We start from the raw sequence: 16,623 nt of genomic DNA on the forward strand, positions 1-16,623 counted from the left end.
ATGCCCGAGAAGATCAGGTCGACGTTCGGCCGCGCGTTCGGCGCCGTCCGCGACTTCACCATCGCCCAGCGCACGCTCGCGCTGCTCGCCCTCGCGATCCTCGTGGTCGGGATCGTCGCGCTCGTGTCGTGGGCGTCGCGCCCCAGCTACACGCCCCTGTTCTCCGGCATGTCGAGCGCGGACGCCGCCGCGATCGTCGACCAGCTCCGGTCGCAGGGCGTGCCCTACGAGCTGACCGACGGCGGCGGCACGGTGCTCGTGCCCGAGGAGCGGGTCTACGAGCAGCGGCTCGCGGCCGCGACGGCCGGCCTGCCCGCCGACGAGTCGACGGGCGGCTACTCGCTGCTCGACGAGATGGGCGTCACGTCGAGCGAGTTCCAGCAGGACGTGACGTACAAGCGCGCGCTCGAGGGCGAGCTCGCCCGCACCCTCTCCGCGATGGACGGCGTCGAGACGGCGACCGTCCAGCTCGCGATCCCCGAGGAGACGGTCTTCGCGGCCGAGCAGGGCACCCCGACCGCGTCGGTGTTCGTCGCTCCCGCCCGGGGCCAGAAGCTCACGACCGAGCAGGTCGAGGCGATGGTCCACCTCGTCTCGGCGTCGATCGACGGCATGGCGCCCACCGACGTCGCGGTCGTCGACGCGCAGGGCGAGGTGCTCTCCGAGGTCGGCGTCGGGGCGCGGTCGTCGGGCGAGCAGGCCGGGCAGTACGAGGAGAAGGTCTCCGGGCAGGTGCAGGCGATGCTCGACCGCGTCGTCGGCGCGGGGAACTCGACCGTCGCCGTCACCGCCCAGATGGACGTGGCGAGCTCCGAGCGGCTCGAGGAGACGTTCCGCACCCCGGAGGGCGGCCCGGTCCTCAACGAGTCCACGACGACCGAGGAGTACACCGGCGGGGCCGGGGGTACGGCGGGGGTGCTCGGCCCGGACAACATCGCCGTCCCGGGCGGTGCCGGCGCGGACAGCAGCTACACGTCCGAGGACGCCACGCGCAACAACGCGATCGACAAGGTCACCGAGACCACGACGACGCCCGCCGGCGCGCTGACCCGGCAGGCCGTGTCGGTCGCGCTCGACGCCGAGGTGGCCCGGGGGATGGACACGGCCGCCATCACCGCGATGGTCTCCGCCGCCGCCGGGATCGACGCCGAGCGCGGGGACACCGTCGAGGTCGCGGTGCTGCCGTTCGACACGGGCGCCGCGGAGTCGGCCCAGGCCGCGCTCGCCGCGGCGGAGGAGGCGGCCGCCGCCGAGAGCCGGGCGCAGATGCTGCGCACCGCGGCGGTCGTCGCCGGGGTGCTCATCGCCCTGGTGATCGTGCTCGTGGCCGTGCGGCGCGCCCGTCGTCGCCGCGAGCGGCGCGAGACGGTCGACCTCGAGGACCTCCGCATGACGACCCTGCACGAGCTCGACCGCGACGACGAGCACCCGGCGCTCCTGTCCGGCGGCGGTCAGGGCGAGCTCGAGCCCGTGCCCGAGCGGCCGGAGATCCAGCCGCCGACCCCGCGGTTCACGAGCCTCGACCAGCGTCGGGCCGAGATCGACGCGCTCGCGGCGACCGACCCCGACAAGACGGCCGAGTACCTGCGGGTGCTGCTCGCCGAGGACCGGGCGGGGGCGCAGCGATGAGCGTCACGACGGCACCGCCGGAGACGGCGCCCGCGGGCACCGGCGCCGCCGGCCTGGCGGCCGCCCTCGACCCCGCCGCCGCGGCGCTCGCGACCGAGGCCGCGCGCAAGGTCGCCGCGATGAGCGGGGTGCAGAAGGTCGCCCTGGTGCTCATGCAGCTCAGCCAGGAGCGGGCGGCGACGGTCCTGTCGCTGCTCTCCGAGGAGGAGGCCTCCGAGGTCGCCGCCGAGATCATGCGCACCCAGGTGGTGGACGAGGAGCTGGCGGTCGCGGCCCTCGACGAGTTCTACGACATGGCGCTGTCCGGCACGCCGCGCCCGCGCGGGGGCAAGGACTTCGCCGTCGGGCTGCTCGAGGCGTCGATGGGCGCCGACCGGGCGGCCGACGTCGTCGAGCGCCTCGTCGCGAGCATGCAGGGCAAGGCGTTCGAGTACCTCGACGGCACCGAGCCGGGACAGATCGTGTCCCTGCTCGACGGCGAGCACCCGCAGACCGTCGCGCTCGTCCTCGCGCACCTCAGCTCGGGCGTCGCGTCCGCGGTGCTCGCCAAGCTGGCCGACGACTACCGCACCGACGTCGCGCAGGCGCTCGCGACCATGGGCACCGCGTCGCCCGACGCGGTGAAGATCGTGTCGGAGCAGTTCCGCACCCGCATGGGCGCGAGCATCACCCCGCGCCAGCCGGTCGAGATCCTCGGCGGCGTCCAGCCGCTCGTCGACATCATCAACCGCTCCGACGGCGCCACCGAGAAGGCGGTCCTCGAAGGGCTCGAGGCCCGCGACCCGCAGCTCGCCGAGGAGGTCCGCTCGCGCATGCTGACCTTCGAGGACATCGCCTCGTTCGAGGCGCGCGACGTGCAGATCATCCTGCGCGGCGTCGAGATGTCGGTGCTCGCGCTCGCCATGAAGGGCACGACCGCCAAGGTCGTCGAGACGATCACGAAGAACATCTCCGAGCGCAACCGGGCGCTGCTGGAGGAGGAGGTCGCCGGGCTGGGCGGGGTGCGCATCAGCCAGGTCGAGGAGGCGCGCGCGGAGATCGTCCGCGTCGTCCGCAACCTCGAGGCCGACGAGAAGATCACGATCCACCGCACGGACGGGGACGAGCTTGTCTACTGACGCCTACTTCGTGCCGCGGGCCGTGCCGGTCCTGCGCAGCGACCGCGTCGCGGAGGTCGAGGCGGCGGCGTCGGCCCGCGGGTACGCCGCCGGCTACGCGGCCGGGGCCCGCGCGGCCCGCGACGAGGCGGAGCACCTGCGCGCCGCGCTCGAGGCGGACCACGCACGGCGCACCGCCGAGCGGGACGAGCGGACCGCGCGCGCGGTCGCCGTCCTGCGCGAGGCCGCCCGGGCGCTCGGCGAGCGGACGGTCCCCGTCGTCGCCGCGGCGCAGGACGCCACGGTCCGGGGCGCGCTCGACCTCGCGGGGTCGGTCCTCGGGTACGAGCTCACCGACCGGCCGGGGGCCGCCCGCGCGGCCCTCGCGCGCGCGACGGCCGTCGCCGACGGCGCGGTCGTCGCCGTGCGGCTGCACCCCGACGACGTGAGCCTGCTGACCGAGGCCGGGGTCGACGACGTCCGCCTCGTCGCGGACGCGTCGCTCGACCGCGGCGACGCCGTCGCGGAGCTCGAGCACGGCTTCCTCGACGCGCGCGTGCGCGCCGCCGTCGACCGGGCGCGGGCCGAGCTGGCGCTGCTCGACGTCGGGCCCGACCTCACGCCCGACGCCGGACCCGGCGCGTCCGGAGGGTCGTCGTGACGGCCCCGGTCGGCTCGGCCGTCCCGAGCACGCGCACCGCGGCGGGCGCGTCCCGCCCGCACTCCCGCCCGCCCGCGCTCGAGTCCCTCGTCGCGGTGGCGCGGCCCGAGCGGGTCGGCGTCGTGACGTCGGCCGTCGGGCTGAGCCTCGAGGTCGCGGGACTGAGCTGCGGCATCGGCGACCTCGTCCACGTCGGCGACGGCCCGCACCCCCTCGACGCGGAGGTCGTCGCGACCGCCGAGGGCAGGGCGCGCTGCATGCCGCTCGGCCGGCTCTCCGGCATCCGCGCGGGCGACCCGGTGCGCACGCGCGGCACCGGGGTCCTCGTCCCGACCGGGCGCGGGCTGTTCGGCCGCGTGGTCGACGCGCTCGGCCGCCCCGTGGACGGGCGCGGCCCGCTCGGGCGCGCGCCCCGCGTGCCCGTGGACGCGGACGCGCCCGCCGCGATGGAGCGGGCACGCATCGACACGCCGCTCCAGACCGGCGTGCGGGTCCTCGACACGCTCACCACGCTCGGCCGGGGGCAGCGCATCGGGCTGTTCGCCGGCTCCGGCGTCGGCAAGTCCTCGCTGCTGTCGATGGTCGCGCGCGGGACCGACGCCGAGGTGTCGGTCATCGCGCTCGTCGGCGAGCGCGGGCGCGAGGTGCGCGAGTTCCTCGAGGACGACCTCGGCCCCGAGGGCCTGGCCCGGTCGGTCGTCGTCGTCGCGACCTCCGACGAGCCCGCGATGATGCGCCGGCGCGCAGCCTTCACGGCGACCCGGATCGCCGAGTCGTTCCGGGAGGCCGGGTCGCACGTCGTCCTCATGATGGACTCCCTCACGCGCGTGTCCATGGCGCAGCGCGAGATCGGGCTGTCCGTGGGGGAGCCCCCCGCGACGCGCGGCTACCCGCCGTCGACGTTCTCCCTCATGGGGAACCTGCTCGAGCGCGCGGGCACCGCGGCGACGGGCTCCGTCACCGGGATCTACACCGTCCTCGTCGACGGCGACGACCACAACGAGCCGATCGCCGACCAGGCGCGCTCGATCCTCGACGGGCACGTGGTGCTCGACCGGTCCATCGCCGTCTCGGGCCACTACCCGGCGGTCGACGCGCTCGCGTCGGTCTCGCGCGTCGCGTCGCGCGTGACCACGCCCGAGCAGCGGTCGGTCGCGCTCACGCTGCGCCGGGTCCTCGCGGCGCGCCGCAAGGCCCAGGACATCCTCGACATCGGCGCGTACAAGAAGGGCACCGACCCCCTCGTCGACGCGAGCCTCGAGCACCAGGGGGCGATCGACGCCTTCCTGCAGCAGGTCATGACCGACAGGACGCCGGCCGAGGAGTCGTGGGCGCGCCTCACGCGGCTCACCCAGGTGCTGGCCGGAGGGGAGGACTGATGGCGGGGAAGTTCCGGCTCGCGGGCGTGCTGCGCCTGCGTCGCCTCGAGGAGGACGGCGCCAAGGCGGCGCTCGCGGGAGCGCACGCGGACCTCGCCCGCACCGTGGAGGAGGCTGGCGGTCTGGCCGCCTACCTCGACGCCTCGCCCGAGCGCCCGACGACGAGCGCGGCGCTGTCCGGTCTCGCGGCCTCGCGCGCGGCGGCGAGCGCGCTGTTCTCCGTGCTGGAGTCCGAGGAGCGCGTGCGCGCGCACGCCGTGGACGAGGCGCGCGCCGAGCTCGCGCGCGCCCGCGCCGCCGCGCTGGGCCTCGAGAAGCTCGAGGAGCGGCACGACGCCGAGACGGCCCGCGCGGAAGGGCGCGCCGACCAGGCCGCGCTCGACGAGATCGCCTCGGCCGCGCGGCGCACGACGGCCGGGGGGTCGACGACGTGAGCATGACCCAGGCGCTCGCCCGCGTGGGCGAGATCCGCACGGAGATCGTGGCGCTGCACGACGTCGTGACCGCCCCCGGCCGGTCGACTCCGGCGTCGTCGTCCACGAGCGCGACCGACTTCGCGTCGGCGCTCTCGGCGCTCGCGGCGCTGCCGACGACGGGCGCGGCGGGCACCGGCTCGGACGTGGTCGGGCGCCTGCTCGGCACGCTGTCCAGGGCGACGGGCGCCGACGAGCTCGCGCGCAGCGCGCTGTTCGGGGCGGGGGCGTCGCCGGGCTCCGCGGCGGGGGCGGCCGTCGTGCCCGCGGCGCCCGCGGCGCCCGCCGGCCCGGCGACCGCGCCCGACGGCGCGCCCGACGGCGCGACCGACGGCGTGGCGGGACGGTCGGTCGTCGAGACGGCGCGCCAGTACCTCGGCGTGCCGTACGTGTGGGGCGGCGAGAGCCTCGGCGAGGGCGGCCTCGACTGCTCGGGCCTCGTCCAGCTCGTGTACTCCGCGCACGGCGTCGACCTGCCGCGCGTCGCGCGCGACCAGATGCGCCAGGGGACCGAGGTCGGCTCGCTCGCCGAGGCGCGCCCCGGGGACCTCGTGGTGCAGCGCGGCGGCAAGCACATCGGCATCTACGTGGGCGACGGGCAGATGATCCACGCGCCCAAGCCCGGCCGCACCGTCGAGGTCACGGACGTCACCGACGCCTCCGTGACCACCATCCGCCGCGTGATCGGCTGAGGAGGACCACGATGACCCTGACCACGACGGCCCTGGTCGCGGCTCCCGCGCCGGCCGCGCCGGCACGTCCCCGGACCGCGCCGGGCGGGTCGGCCGACGCGTTCGGCCGCACCTTCGACGCCGCGCTCGGCGAGGCGGCCCGAGACCGGCAGGAGCCCGCCCGGGCGGACGCTCCCGGGGGCAGCCCTGCCGACCGGGCGCCCGGCGACGGCACCTCCGCCGCCGCGACCTCGACCACCGGGACCTCGGCCGCCGAGAGCCCGACCACCGGGACCTCGGACGACGACGTCCCCGCGGAGGGGACCGCTGCCGGGGACGACGCACCCGCCGGGCAGCCCGTACCACCGGGTCTCCCGGCCCTGCTCCGTCCCGACGTGCCGCCCGCCGGGCTCGAGGTCGCGCTCACCGGCGCCGTTGCGGCGGACGGCGCGGCGTCTGCCGCAGCCCCGGATGCCGCGGTCGTCGAGGTCGGCGACACGCACGCCCCGACCCGTGGCGCGTCGACGGTCGACGCCGTGGCCGTCCCGGACGGGACCGCGTCCGCCCCGGTCGCGACCGACCGACCGGGCGCACCGGGCGCGGTCCCGGCGGCCGGTACGGGCGAGGTGGCGACGCCGACCGGTGCGCCGTGGTCGTCCGTCGCGACGGCGCCGGCGGACGCGTCGAGCCCGGTGACGGTGCCTGTCGCGACGTGGACGAGCGGTGGCGACGGGGAGGCCGTCGGGACGGCCGGACCCCTGCCGACCGCCGGGCCGGGGGCAGGACTCGCCACGAGCGCCGCGCCGGGTCCCGTGCCGGGGGCCACCACGCCGGGTGCGCCCGTCGCTCCCGGGGGGACGGACGTCGTCGGCGCGCCCGCGCCGGGGGAGGCGGACGGCGTGGCGGCCCCGACCTCGACCGGCGTGGAGGGCGCGGCCCCGGCGCCGGACGCCGCGCCGCGGGCCGCCGCGGAGCTCCTCGCCGCCGCCCCCGTCCCCGCCCCCGCCGCACCGGTCGCCGTCGGCCCGCCCGGGGCCACCGCCCCGGCCGCGGCGTCGCACCCGGCGCAGCCGCTGCACGCCCAGGTCGCCGGGCCCGTCGTCGCGCTCGCCGAGGCGGGCGACGGCGACCACGTGCTCACGCTCTCCGTGACGCCCGAGAACCTCGGGCCCGTGACGGTCCGCGCGCACGTCGCGGGCGGTGACCTGCGCATCGAGCTCTACGCGCCGCACGACACGGGCCGCGAGGCGCTGCGCGCGATCGTGGCCGACCTGCGGCGCGACCTGGCGGGCATCGCGGGCGGGGCGTCGTCGGTCACCGTCGCGGACGCGGGAGCACCGGGCACGGCCGTGGACGGTCGGGACGGCCGCGGCGCCACCGCCGACGGGTCCGGCGCGCGTCGCGACCCGCAGGAGCCCGGCGCGCACGACCGCGGCCCGGCCCGCGCGCACCGAGGGGCCACCGAGCCCGAGACCGAGCCGACAGTGGTCGGCAGGACGTACGGCGCCGCCCGGCGCCTCGACGTCCTCGTCTGAGGAGAGGAACCACGTGCCCGTCGAACCCGTGAGCGCGCCGGCGCCGGCATCGATGTATGCCACGAAGAGCGTGCGCGCGCCCAAGCAGGAGTACGACAGCGAGCTCTTCCTCGGGCTCCTCGTGACCCAGCTGCGCAACCAGGACCCGTCCAGCTCCATGGACACCGGCGAGATCGTCTCGCAGACGACGTCGCTCGCCATGATGGAGGCGCTCACGCGGATGACCGGGCTCGTCGAGGAGTCGTTCGCGCTCCAGATGCGCCAGTCGGCCGCCGACCTCCTGGGCAACAAGGTCTCCTACCTCGACGCCGACGGCGTCGAGCACACGGGCACCGCCACCGCGGTGTCGTACCGCGACGCGGTACCCACCGTGACGATCGGCGGGGTGACGGTCGACCTCGACCACGTCTCCGCCGTCACCTCCTCGGTCAGCACGGATGCCACCGGGACCCCGGCAGCCACGGACGGCGCCACCGACGACCACGGCAGCTCCGCCGCCTGACCCGAAAGGACTCTCGTGCTCCGCTCCCTCAACACCGGAATCTCCGGCCTGCGCGCCCACCAGAACATGCTGGACGTCACGGGCAACAACATCGCCAACGTCAACACGACGGGCTTCAAGTCCTCGCGCACCCAGTTCCAGGACACGCTGTCCCAGCTCGTCGCGGCGGGTGTCGCGCCGGACCAGCAGGTCGGCGGCGCGAACCCCGCGCAGATCGGCCTCGGCGTCACGACGGCCGCCATCACGACGCAGTTCACCCAGGGCGCCGCGCAGACGACGGGCGTCCCGACCGACCTCATGATCGACGGCGACGGGTTCTTCGTCGTCGAGCGGGGCGGCCAGGCGTACTACACGCGCAACGGCGGGTTCACGTTCGACGGCGCGGGCCGGCTCGTCAACGCGAGCGGCGACCTCGTCCAGGGCTGGACCGCCACCGACGGCGTGGTGAACACGAGCAGCCCGCTCGGCAACCTCACGATCCCCGTCGGGGACGTCATCCCGCCCCGCGCGACCACGGGCGTGACGTTCGGGGGCAACCTGCCCTCGGACGCGGCGGACGGCACCGAGCTCGTGCGTGACGTCGAGGTCTTCGACGCGGCGGGCCGGGCGAGCAAGCTCTCGCTCGTCTTCGCGGCCGCGGGCGGCGGCTGGTCCGTGAGCGCCCGGGACGGCGCGACCGGCGCCACGGTCGCCGGCCCGCAGGCCCTCACGTTCACCGGCGGCGCCCTGACCGGCGGCGGGTCCCTCGCCGTCGGCGGCGTGACGGTCGGCCTCGACGGGCTCACGTCGTACGCGGGGCTGTCGAACGTCGCCGTCGCGAGCAAGGACGGCGGGGCCGCCGGGTCGCTCACGTCGTACTCGGTCTCCGGCGACGGCTCGATCGTCGGCCGCTACTCGAACGGCCGGACCGAGGTCCTCGGCCAGGTCGCGCTCGCGACGTTCACCAACGCCGGCGGGCTCGAGAAGGCGGGCGACTCGCTCTTCGCGGCGACGCAGTACTCGGGCGACCTGCTGGTCGGCGCCGCGGGCGACCCGGGCCTCGGCTCGATCACCGCGGGCGCTCTCGAGATGTCGAACGTCGACCTCTCGCAGGAGTTCACCAACCTCATCGTGTCGCAGCGCGGGTTCCAGGCGAACTCGCGCGTGATCACGACGTCCGACGAGGTGCTCACCGAGCTCGTCAACCTCAAGCGCTGACCCGGGCGCGGTGGGGTGCCTCCCGGCCCGACCGGGAGGCACCCCACCGAACCCCGGACCGGACCCTGCACCGCCCCCTGACCCGCACCTCCGTCCCGAACCCGTCCGCACCTGACTCGGACCCGTCCCACCCGAAGGGAGAGCCGTGATCGTCCTCACGCGCTTCAGCTCCGAGCGCATCGCGATCAACGCGGACCTGGTGGCCCGCGTCGAGACCAACCCGGACACGCGCGTGACGCTCATCGACGGCTCGCGCTACATCGTGACCGAGCCCATGGAGGTCGTGATCCGCCTCGTCGAGGAGCACAAGGCGCGCGTGCTCGCGCTCGCGCGCTCCCTGCCCGCCCCCGCCGAGCGCGCGCCGCTCGAGGTCGTCCGGTCCGCGCCCGGCGACGCCCCCGCCCCCGGCGACCGCCCGGTCGCCCTCGCACCCCTGCCCGACACGAGGACGAAGTAGGCCATGGACCCCGCAACCATCATCGGCATCCTCGTCGCGTTCGGCTCGCTCATCGCGATGGTGTACCTCGAGGGGTCGCAGATCACCTCGATCCTGCTCCCGGCACCGATCATCCTCGTGTTCGGGGCGAGCATCTTCGCCGCTGTCGCGTCGGGGACGCTCAAGGACTCGGTCCGGGCCTTCAAGACGCTGCCGCGCGCGTTCACGGGCAAGGCGCCGCGTCCCGCGGAGGCCATCGAGGAGGTCGTCCGGGCCGCGGAGATCGTCCAGAACGACGGCGGCCTGCTCGCCCTCGAGGCCGAGTCCCAGAAGACCGACGATCCGTTCCAGCGCAGCGCGCTGCAGTCGCTCGCCGACGGCTCGGACGCCGAGCAGCTGCGCACCCTGCTCGAGGAGCGGATCGAGACCAAGGCCCGCGAGGACGCCGTCGCGTACGACTTCTTCAACGCGATCGGTGGCTACGCCCCCACGATCGGCATCGTCGGCACCGTCGTCTCGCTGACCCACGTGCTGGAGAACCTGTCCGAGCCCGAGAAGCTCGGGCACATGATCGCCGCGGCGTTCATCGCGACCCTGTGGGGCATCCTCTCCGCCAACTTCATCTGGCTGCCCATCGGCGCGAAGCTCAAGCGCCTGTCCGACCTCGAGATCGAGCGGCTCCACGTCCTCCTCGAGGGCTACATGTCGATCCAGGCGGGCTCGCGCGCCCGGGTCATCGACGAGCGGCTCAAGACGATGGTCCCCGAGTGGTCGTTGCCCGAGGACAAGGCCGCCTGATGGCGCGGCGTCGCAGGGGCGGCCACGGCGGCGGGGGCGGCGGTGGCGGGCACGACACGGGCGGCTCCGGCCGCTGGATGGTGTCGTACATGGACATGGTGACCGTCCTCATGTGCCTGTTCATCGTCCTGTTCGCCATCAGCTCGGTCGACCAGGGCAAGTACCAGGAGCTGAAGTCCTCCCTCGCGGAGGGCTTCGGCAACGTCGAGGACGCCGCGGTCGTCGAGGAGGTCGTCGAGAACCCGGCCAAGGAGCCGGTCGACGTCGAGACGGACCTCGAGCGCGCGCTCGACGAGGTGTCGGACCTCTCGGCGCTGCGCGACGCGATGGCCCGCGACCTCGCCGCGCACGGGCGGTCCGACACGGTCCGGTTCGACATCGACGAGCGCGGCCTGACCGTGCGGCTCGTGTCCGCGGACACGTTCTTCTCGCCCGGGAGCGCGGACCTCACGCAGGAGGCGCGGGCGGTGCTCGACGTCGTGGGCCCGGCGCTCGCGCCGACCGCGCACGAGATCCGCATCGAGGGCAACGCGGACTACACCTCGACCGTGACGTCGGTCTTCCCGTCGAACTGGGAGCTGTCCTCGTCGCGCGCCACCGCCGTGCTGCGCCACCTCGTCGAGCAGGACGGCCTCGCCGAGCACCGGATCGCCGCGGTGGGCTTCGGCTCGGCGCGCCCGCTCGCCGAGGGCACGAGCCCCGAGGCGCTCGCGACGAACCGCCGCGTCGACATCATGGTGCTCTCGTCCGCGCCGGAGGCCGTGCGCGCGCTCATCCCGCAGGTGCTCTCGGGGCAGCTCAGCGCGGCGGACGTCCCGGCCGCGGAGGCGGACGCGCGGGCTCTCGCGCGGGCCGCCGAGACGGCGGGAGAGGCGGGCGCACCGGGGGAGTGACGGGGTCCGTCGAGCCTGCGCGGCGTCGCGCAGGCTCGCGTCGTGCGCGCCCGCATAGGAGCGGTCGTGAGCACGACGACACCCGAGCGGGTCCAGCAGCCCGCACCGAGCCGCAAGGTCGAGGTCTACGACTTCCGCCGCCCGACGACGCTCGTCCGCGAGCACCACCGCATCCTCGAGATGGCGTTCGAGAGCTTCGCGCGCCAGTGGGGCACGCAGCTCACGGCCCGCGTGCGGGTCGTGAGCCAGGTCAACCTCGCCGCGGTCGCGATGCGCACCTACGACGACTACGTCGCCGAGCTGCCCGTGACGACGACGTTCGTCGTGTGCGAGCTCGAGGGGATCGGCCCGCGCGCCGTCCTGCAGTTCCCGCACACGGACGCCCTCACGTGGATCGCCCACATGCTCGGCGCCGGACCGAGCATCCCGGTCGTCGACCGCAAGTTCACCGACGTCGAGCGCACGCTCGTGACGTCGCTGCTCACCGAGACGCTGCGCGACCTGCGCCACTCGATGGGCCGGCTGCTCGAGAACCCGCTGCGGATCTCGTCGATCCAGCACAACTCGCAGTTCGCCCAGGCCGCCCCGACCGCCGAGCTCATGATCGTCGCCGAGTTCGACCTCCGCGTCGGCGAGCGCGCGTGCCGGGCGACCCTCGCCGTGCCGTCGGTCGCGCTGCTGCCGCACCTCGGCGAGGCCAACCCGGCGGACGACCCCGCCGACGCCACCCGGCGCACGCGCCAGCACGTCGCGCGCTCGCTCGTCGACGTCACCGTCGAGCTCACCGGCGCGTCCATGACGCCGACCGAGGTGCTGGACCTCGCCGTCGGCGACGTCGTGCACGTCCCCCACGCCCAGTCCCGCCCGCTCGACGTCATCGTCGACGGCCACGTCCTGGCCCGCGGCGCCGTCGGCTCGTCCGGCTCCCGCCTCGCCTGCCGCATCGTCACCACCGAGGAGAACTGACCCATGAGCACCGCCACCCCGGTCGAGCAGTCCGTCGTCGAGGCCGCGTCGGCCGCCGCCCACGCGCTCGTCGAGCTCGTCCCGACCAGCACCCCGCTGCGCGCGGCCCTGCGCGGCGGCGCCCCCGTCGGCCCGCAGGCCGCGCGGGCGGTCGTCGCCTCGTACGTGGGGGACTCCGGCACCGACCTCGCGCTCGCACTCATCGACCAGGACGCGCTCGCCGACGCCTCCCAGGAGGCGGCGCTCGACGTCACCGACGTCCTGCGCCCCGCCCTGGAGGCCGCGGGGGCGACCACCGGCGTCGGCGTGCTCGGGGAGGTGCGCGTCGCCGACGCGACCGCGCTCTTCGAGGACCCGGAGTCCGTCGTGTTCGAGCTCTCCACGGACGACGGCCCGACGGCGGGCTGGTTCGTCGTGCGCACGCGCCGCGCGCTCCAGAGCCTGCCCGACGAGGCCGTGACCGGCGCGCGGCTCGCGCGCATCTCCAACGTCGAGATGCGCCTCTCCGTGATCGTGGGCCGCACCCGGATGCCGGTGCGGGACGTGCTCAGCCTCGAGCCGGGCGCCGTCGTCGAGCTCGACCGGTCCGCCGGGGCGCCGGCGGACGTGCAGCTCAACGGGCGCACGATCGCCAAGGGCGAGGTCGTGGTCGTCGACGGCGGCGACTACGGGGTGCGCATCACCAAGATCCTCGACGCGGACGACTGACCGGCATGGACGTCACCACCGTGCTGCGCGTCGCCTTCTCGCTGGCGGTCGTGCTCGGGCTCCTGTGGGTCTCGTACCGCGTCGCGAGCAAGACCTCGCGCTCCGCGCCGCGCGGGCGCCAGGAGCAGCTGACCGTGGTCGCGCGCCAGGGGCTGTCGCAGAAGAGCGCCGCGGTCCTGCTCGAGGCCGGGGGCCGGCGGTACCTCCTCGGCGTGACGGAGTCGTCCGTGACCGTCATCGACGGCCCGACACCCGTCCCGTCCGACGTCCCGCCCACCGCGGTCCCCGCAGCGGACGCGACGCCCGGTGCTCCGACCTCGGACGAGCCGTCGTTCGACGACGCCGTCACCGCGGCACGACTGTGGCTCGCGCAGCCGCCCGCGAACGGGGACGCCCCGGCGTGGAACGGCGAGCCCGGCTCGGTTCCCGCCGACGTGCGCGCCGACGTGCCCGCCGCCGCGCCCCCGGCCGTCTCGGGGCCTCGGGTCGGGACCCCCGGGACCGCCGTCGTCGTCGCGCCGCCCGTGCCGACGAGCGCCCTGCGCACCTTCCTCGCGCCCGACACGTGGCGCAAGGCCGCGCGGGTCGTGCGAGGAGGTGCCCGGTGACCCGCGCCCTCCCGTCGCGCCGCGCGCTGCGCGTCGCGGTGCTCGTCGGGGCGGTCCTGCTCCTCGTCGCGGTCGCGACCGTCCTGCTCGCGCCCCACGCGGGCGCCGCGGTCGTCGACCCGACCGACCCGGCCCCGCCCACCCAGCCGGTCGACCCGCAGGACGGCGGGTCGACGCTCTCGGTGGAGATCAACGGGCCGAACGGCGAGCCGTCGTCGTCCCTCGTGACGCTGGTCGGCATCACGCTGCTGTCGCTCGCGCCGACGCTGCTGCTCATGATGACGTCGTTCACCAAGATCTTCGTCGTCCTCGCCCTGACCCGGAACGCGCTGGGCACCGCCACGGTGCCGCCCAACATGGTCCTCGCCGGGCTCGCGCTGTTCCTCTCGCTGTTCGTCATGTGGCCGGTGTTCGGCGAGATCAACGACGCCGCGGTCCAGCCCTACCTCGACGGCACCACGACCTTCAGCCAGGCGCTCGACGCGGGCGCCGTGCCGCTGCGGGAGTTCATGCTCGCCCACACGCGCGAGGAGGACCTCGCGCTCATGACGCGCGCCGCCGACCTCGAGAACCCGGCGACCCCCGTCGACGTCCCGCTCACGACGCTCGTCCCCGCGTTCGTCATCTCGGAGCTCCGCGCCGCGTTCATCATCGGGTTCGTCGTCTTCGTGCCGTTCCTCGTCATCGACCTCGTCGTCGCCGCGGCCCTCATGAGCATGGGCATGATGATGCTGCCGCCCACGATGATCTCGCTGCCGTTCAAGCTGCTGCTCTTCGTCCTCGTCGACGGGTGGGGTCTCATCACGACCTCGCTCATCGGCTCGTACGGGATGGGTTGACCGTGGAGACCGCCGCCGTCCTCGACGTCGCCACGCAGGCGCTCGTCCTCGCCGCCAAGCTCGCGGCCCCCGTGCTCGTCACGTCGCTCGTCGTGGGGCTCGCCATCTCGATCGTGCAGTCCGTCACGCAGATCCAGGAGATCACGCTCTCGTTCGTCCCCAAGGCGCTCGCGGTCGCCGTCGCGCTCGTCGTGTGCGGCAACTGGATGATCGGCGAGATGGTGACGTTCACGCACGAGATGTTCGACCTCATCCCGTCGCTGCTGAACGGGGGCTGACGTCCCGTGCAGCTCGAGATCGACCTCGCGTGGCTCCAGGCGACGATGCTCGCGGGCGTCCGCATGGCCGCGTTCATGACCATCGCGCCGCCGTTCTCGCACCACGCCATCCCGCGCCAGGTCCGCGCGATCCTCGCGGTGTCGCTCGGGCTCGTGGTCTCCGGTCGTGCCGCCCCCGGGTACGAGGCGACCGGCACCGCGACGTTCCTCGCGCACCTCGTCGCCGAGGCGGTCACGGGGGCGATGCTCGGGACGCTCGTCATGGTCGTCTTCTCGGCGATCACCGCCGCCGGCGCCCACCTCGACCTGTTCGGCGGGTTCTCGCTCGGCATGGCGTACGACCCCCAGACGAACGTCAACGGGTCGCAGTTCACGCGCCTCTTCGCGCTCCTCGCGGTCGTGCTCATGTTCGTCTCCGACGCGTACCAGCTGATGGTGCTCGGCCTCGCCCGCTCCTACGAGGCCGTCCCGGTGGGCGGCCTGGCCAGCGTCCCGGCGGCGTCGTTCGTCGAGGCCCTCACGGGGTCGTTCGTGGCGGGGCTGCAGATCGCCGGGCCGATCGTCGTCGTGCTCTTCCTGGCCGACGCCGGGCTCGGCCTGGTCAACCGGGTCGCCCCCGCGCTCAACGCGTTCGCGATGGGCTTCCCGCTGAAGATCTTCCTCACGCTCGCGCTCGTCGGGACCGTGCTCGTCGCGCTGCCGCACGTCGTCTCGGTGCTCACGGCCGAGGCCGTCGAGCGCATGGGCGGGGTGGGCTGATGGCCGACTCCACCGAGGAGAAGACCGAGCAGGCCTCCGACCGGAAGATGAAGGAGGTCCGGTCCAAGGGCCAGCTCGGCAAGTCGCAGGACCTCACGGCCTGGGTCGGGGTCGGGATCGCCGGCGCGGTGATCCCGCTGACCGTGAGCGCCGCGGCACGGGCCGCGACCGACCAGGTGCTGTCGCTGCGCACCGTGATCGAGAACCCCGAGCCCGCGGTCGCGCTCCAGCTCGCGCAGGACGCGCTCGGTTCCGTGGTGCCGACCATGCTGCCGCTGCTCGGGGCGATCGCCGTCGCCGTGCTGCTCGCGTCGGTCGCGCAGGGCGGCCTGCACCTGAAGCGGCTGAGGCCCGAGGCCGACCAGTTCAACCCGATGAGCGGGCTCAAGCGGATGTTCGGGGCGCAGGCGCTGTGGAACGGCGCCAAGGCCCTGCTCAAGACGACGGTCGTCGGCGTCGTGCTCTACGCGGTCGTCCAGTCCCTCATGCCGGTCCTCCTGGCCGCGGGCGGCCTGCCGATCGCCTCGCTGCTCGAGGCGGCGGGCTCCGGCGTGCGCTCGCTCCTGGTCTGGGCGACGGCGGCGGGCCTCACGCTCGCGCTGTTCGACGTGCTCGTCGTGGCGCGACGCAACCGCAAGAAGACACGCATGACCAAGAAGGAGCTCAAGGACGAGAACAAGAGCACCGACGGCGACCCGCTCGTGAAGTCGCAGCGCCGGTCGATGGCGCGCTCGATGACGCGCAACCGCATGATCGCCGCCGTGGCCGACGCGGACGTCGTCGTCGTCAACCCGACCCACGTCGCCGTCGCGCTGCGGTACGAGCCCGGACGCTCCGCACCGCGCGTCGTCGCGAAGGGCGCCGACCACGTCGCCGCCCGCATCCGCGAGAAGGCCGAGGAGTCGCGGGTGCCGATGGTCCGCGACGTCCCGCTCGCGCGCGCCCTGCACCGGGCGTGCGACGTCGGGCAGGAGGTGCCCGTCGAGCTCTACATGGCCGTCGCGCGCGTCCTCGCGTTCGTCATGGCGCTCACGCGCCGCGGCGCGGCGGCCTCGTCCGTCCCGCACCGCATGGCCCGCCCGGCGATCGCGCCGGGCGAGTGGCCCGCCGCCGACGACGCGCGGGCCGCATGACCTCGCCCGGCCCAGCCGTCGGCGCGCGCTGCGGCGGCCACGACCTGCATAGGACGTCGCG

Annotated in this window: 19 protein-coding genes; all 19 read left to right on the plus strand. The window is 75.0% G+C overall.

Going from position 1 to position 16,623, the window contains the following annotated elements; all coding sequences use genetic code 11:
- Positions 1-1,629 (plus strand): flagellar basal-body MS-ring/collar protein FliF, encoded by a 1,629-nt coding sequence (fliF, locus tag ACI769_RS06895; RefSeq protein WP_034652806.1) that lies wholly within the window; start codon positions 1-3, stop codon positions 1,627-1,629.
- The gene (gene fliG / locus ACI769_RS06900; protein ID WP_081600280.1) at positions 1,626-2,747 is read left to right on the plus strand and encodes a flagellar motor switch protein FliG; all 1,122 of its coding nucleotides are present in this window, start codon (positions 1,626-1,628) and stop codon (positions 2,745-2,747) included. The genes fliF and fliG overlap by 4 nt, the downstream gene beginning before the upstream one ends.
- The gene (locus ACI769_RS06905) at positions 2,737-3,387 is read left to right on the plus strand and encodes a FliH/SctL family protein (RefSeq protein WP_409141402.1); all 651 of its coding nucleotides are present in this window, start codon (positions 2,737-2,739) and stop codon (positions 3,385-3,387) included. The genes fliG and ACI769_RS06905 overlap by 11 nt, the downstream gene beginning before the upstream one ends.
- 95 nt (positions 3,388-3,482) lie before the next feature.
- A complete protein-coding gene (locus ACI769_RS06910) occupies positions 3,483-4,766 on the plus strand; it encodes a FliI/YscN family ATPase (RefSeq protein ID WP_244985786.1) in 1,284 nt (427 codons plus the stop codon).
- Positions 4,766-5,200, plus strand: coding sequence for a flagellar FliJ family protein (locus ACI769_RS06915; protein ID WP_043660553.1), 435 nt, complete (start codon positions 4,766-4,768; stop codon positions 5,198-5,200). Before ACI769_RS06910 ends, ACI769_RS06915 begins: the two co-directional genes overlap by 1 nt.
- A 2-nt stretch (positions 5,201-5,202) precedes the next feature.
- Entirely contained in the window at positions 5,203-5,931 is a 729-nt protein-coding gene (locus ACI769_RS06920) for a C40 family peptidase (RefSeq protein WP_409141430.1), read from the plus strand.
- 11 nt (positions 5,932-5,942) lie between these two features.
- Positions 5,943-7,445 carry a flagellar hook-length control protein FliK gene (locus tag ACI769_RS06925; protein WP_409141403.1) on the plus strand — a complete coding sequence of 501 codons (1,503 nt, stop codon included), beginning with the start codon at positions 5,943-5,945 and terminating at the stop codon, positions 7,443-7,445.
- 13 nt (positions 7,446-7,458) lie between these two features.
- Positions 7,459-7,947, plus strand: a complete 489-nt coding sequence (locus ACI769_RS06930; protein ID WP_233139604.1) for a flagellar hook capping FlgD N-terminal domain-containing protein — start codon at positions 7,459-7,461, stop codon at positions 7,945-7,947.
- Between the two features lie 15 nt (positions 7,948-7,962).
- Positions 7,963-9,144 (plus strand): flagellar hook protein FlgE, encoded by a 1,182-nt coding sequence (locus tag ACI769_RS06935; RefSeq protein ID WP_034652798.1) that lies wholly within the window; start codon positions 7,963-7,965, stop codon positions 9,142-9,144.
- A gap of 145 nt (positions 9,145-9,289) precedes the next feature.
- A complete protein-coding gene (locus ACI769_RS06940; protein WP_076403296.1) occupies positions 9,290-9,601 on the plus strand; it encodes a flagellar FlbD family protein in 312 nt (103 codons plus the stop codon).
- Positions 9,602-9,604: 3 nt separating this feature from the next.
- Positions 9,605-10,378 (plus strand): motility protein A, encoded by a 774-nt coding sequence (locus tag ACI769_RS06945; protein WP_021483317.1) that lies wholly within the window; start codon positions 9,605-9,607, stop codon positions 10,376-10,378.
- On the plus strand, positions 10,378-11,271 hold the full coding sequence (locus tag ACI769_RS06950; protein ID WP_081600165.1) for a flagellar motor protein MotB: 894 nt from the start codon (positions 10,378-10,380) through the stop codon (positions 11,269-11,271). The genes ACI769_RS06945 and ACI769_RS06950 overlap by 1 nt, the downstream gene beginning before the upstream one ends.
- Before the next feature lie 66 nt (positions 11,272-11,337).
- Positions 11,338-12,237, plus strand: a complete 900-nt coding sequence (locus tag ACI769_RS06955) for a flagellar motor switch protein FliM (protein WP_034652792.1) — start codon at positions 11,338-11,340, stop codon at positions 12,235-12,237.
- A gap of 3 nt (positions 12,238-12,240) precedes the next feature.
- On the plus strand, positions 12,241-12,945 hold the full coding sequence (fliN, locus tag ACI769_RS06960) for a flagellar motor switch protein FliN (protein ID WP_034652790.1): 705 nt from the start codon (positions 12,241-12,243) through the stop codon (positions 12,943-12,945).
- Positions 12,946-12,950: 5 nt separating this feature from the next.
- A complete protein-coding gene (locus tag ACI769_RS06965) occupies positions 12,951-13,553 on the plus strand; it encodes a flagellar biosynthetic protein FliO (RefSeq protein ID WP_171467508.1) in 603 nt (200 codons plus the stop codon).
- On the plus strand, positions 13,550-14,392 hold the full coding sequence (gene fliP, locus ACI769_RS06970; RefSeq protein WP_076403290.1) for a flagellar type III secretion system pore protein FliP: 843 nt from the start codon (positions 13,550-13,552) through the stop codon (positions 14,390-14,392). The genes ACI769_RS06965 and fliP overlap by 4 nt, the downstream gene beginning before the upstream one ends.
- A 2-nt stretch (positions 14,393-14,394) precedes the next feature.
- Positions 14,395-14,670, plus strand: coding sequence for a flagellar biosynthesis protein FliQ (gene fliQ / locus ACI769_RS06975; RefSeq protein ID WP_021482560.1), 276 nt, complete (start codon positions 14,395-14,397; stop codon positions 14,668-14,670).
- Between the two features lie 6 nt (positions 14,671-14,676).
- Positions 14,677-15,429, plus strand: a complete 753-nt coding sequence (locus ACI769_RS06980) for a flagellar biosynthetic protein FliR (protein WP_144721656.1) — start codon at positions 14,677-14,679, stop codon at positions 15,427-15,429.
- Entirely contained in the window at positions 15,429-16,562 is a 1,134-nt protein-coding gene (locus ACI769_RS06985; protein ID WP_076403286.1) for a flagellar biosynthesis protein FlhB, read from the plus strand. Before ACI769_RS06980 ends, ACI769_RS06985 begins: the two co-directional genes overlap by 1 nt.
- The last annotated feature ends 61 nt before the right edge of the window (positions 16,563-16,623 follow it).

Source organism: Cellulosimicrobium sp. RS, from assembly GCF_046159675.1.
GTDB classification, from domain to species: Bacteria; Actinomycetota; Actinomycetes; order Actinomycetales; family Cellulomonadaceae; genus Cellulosimicrobium; species Cellulosimicrobium funkei.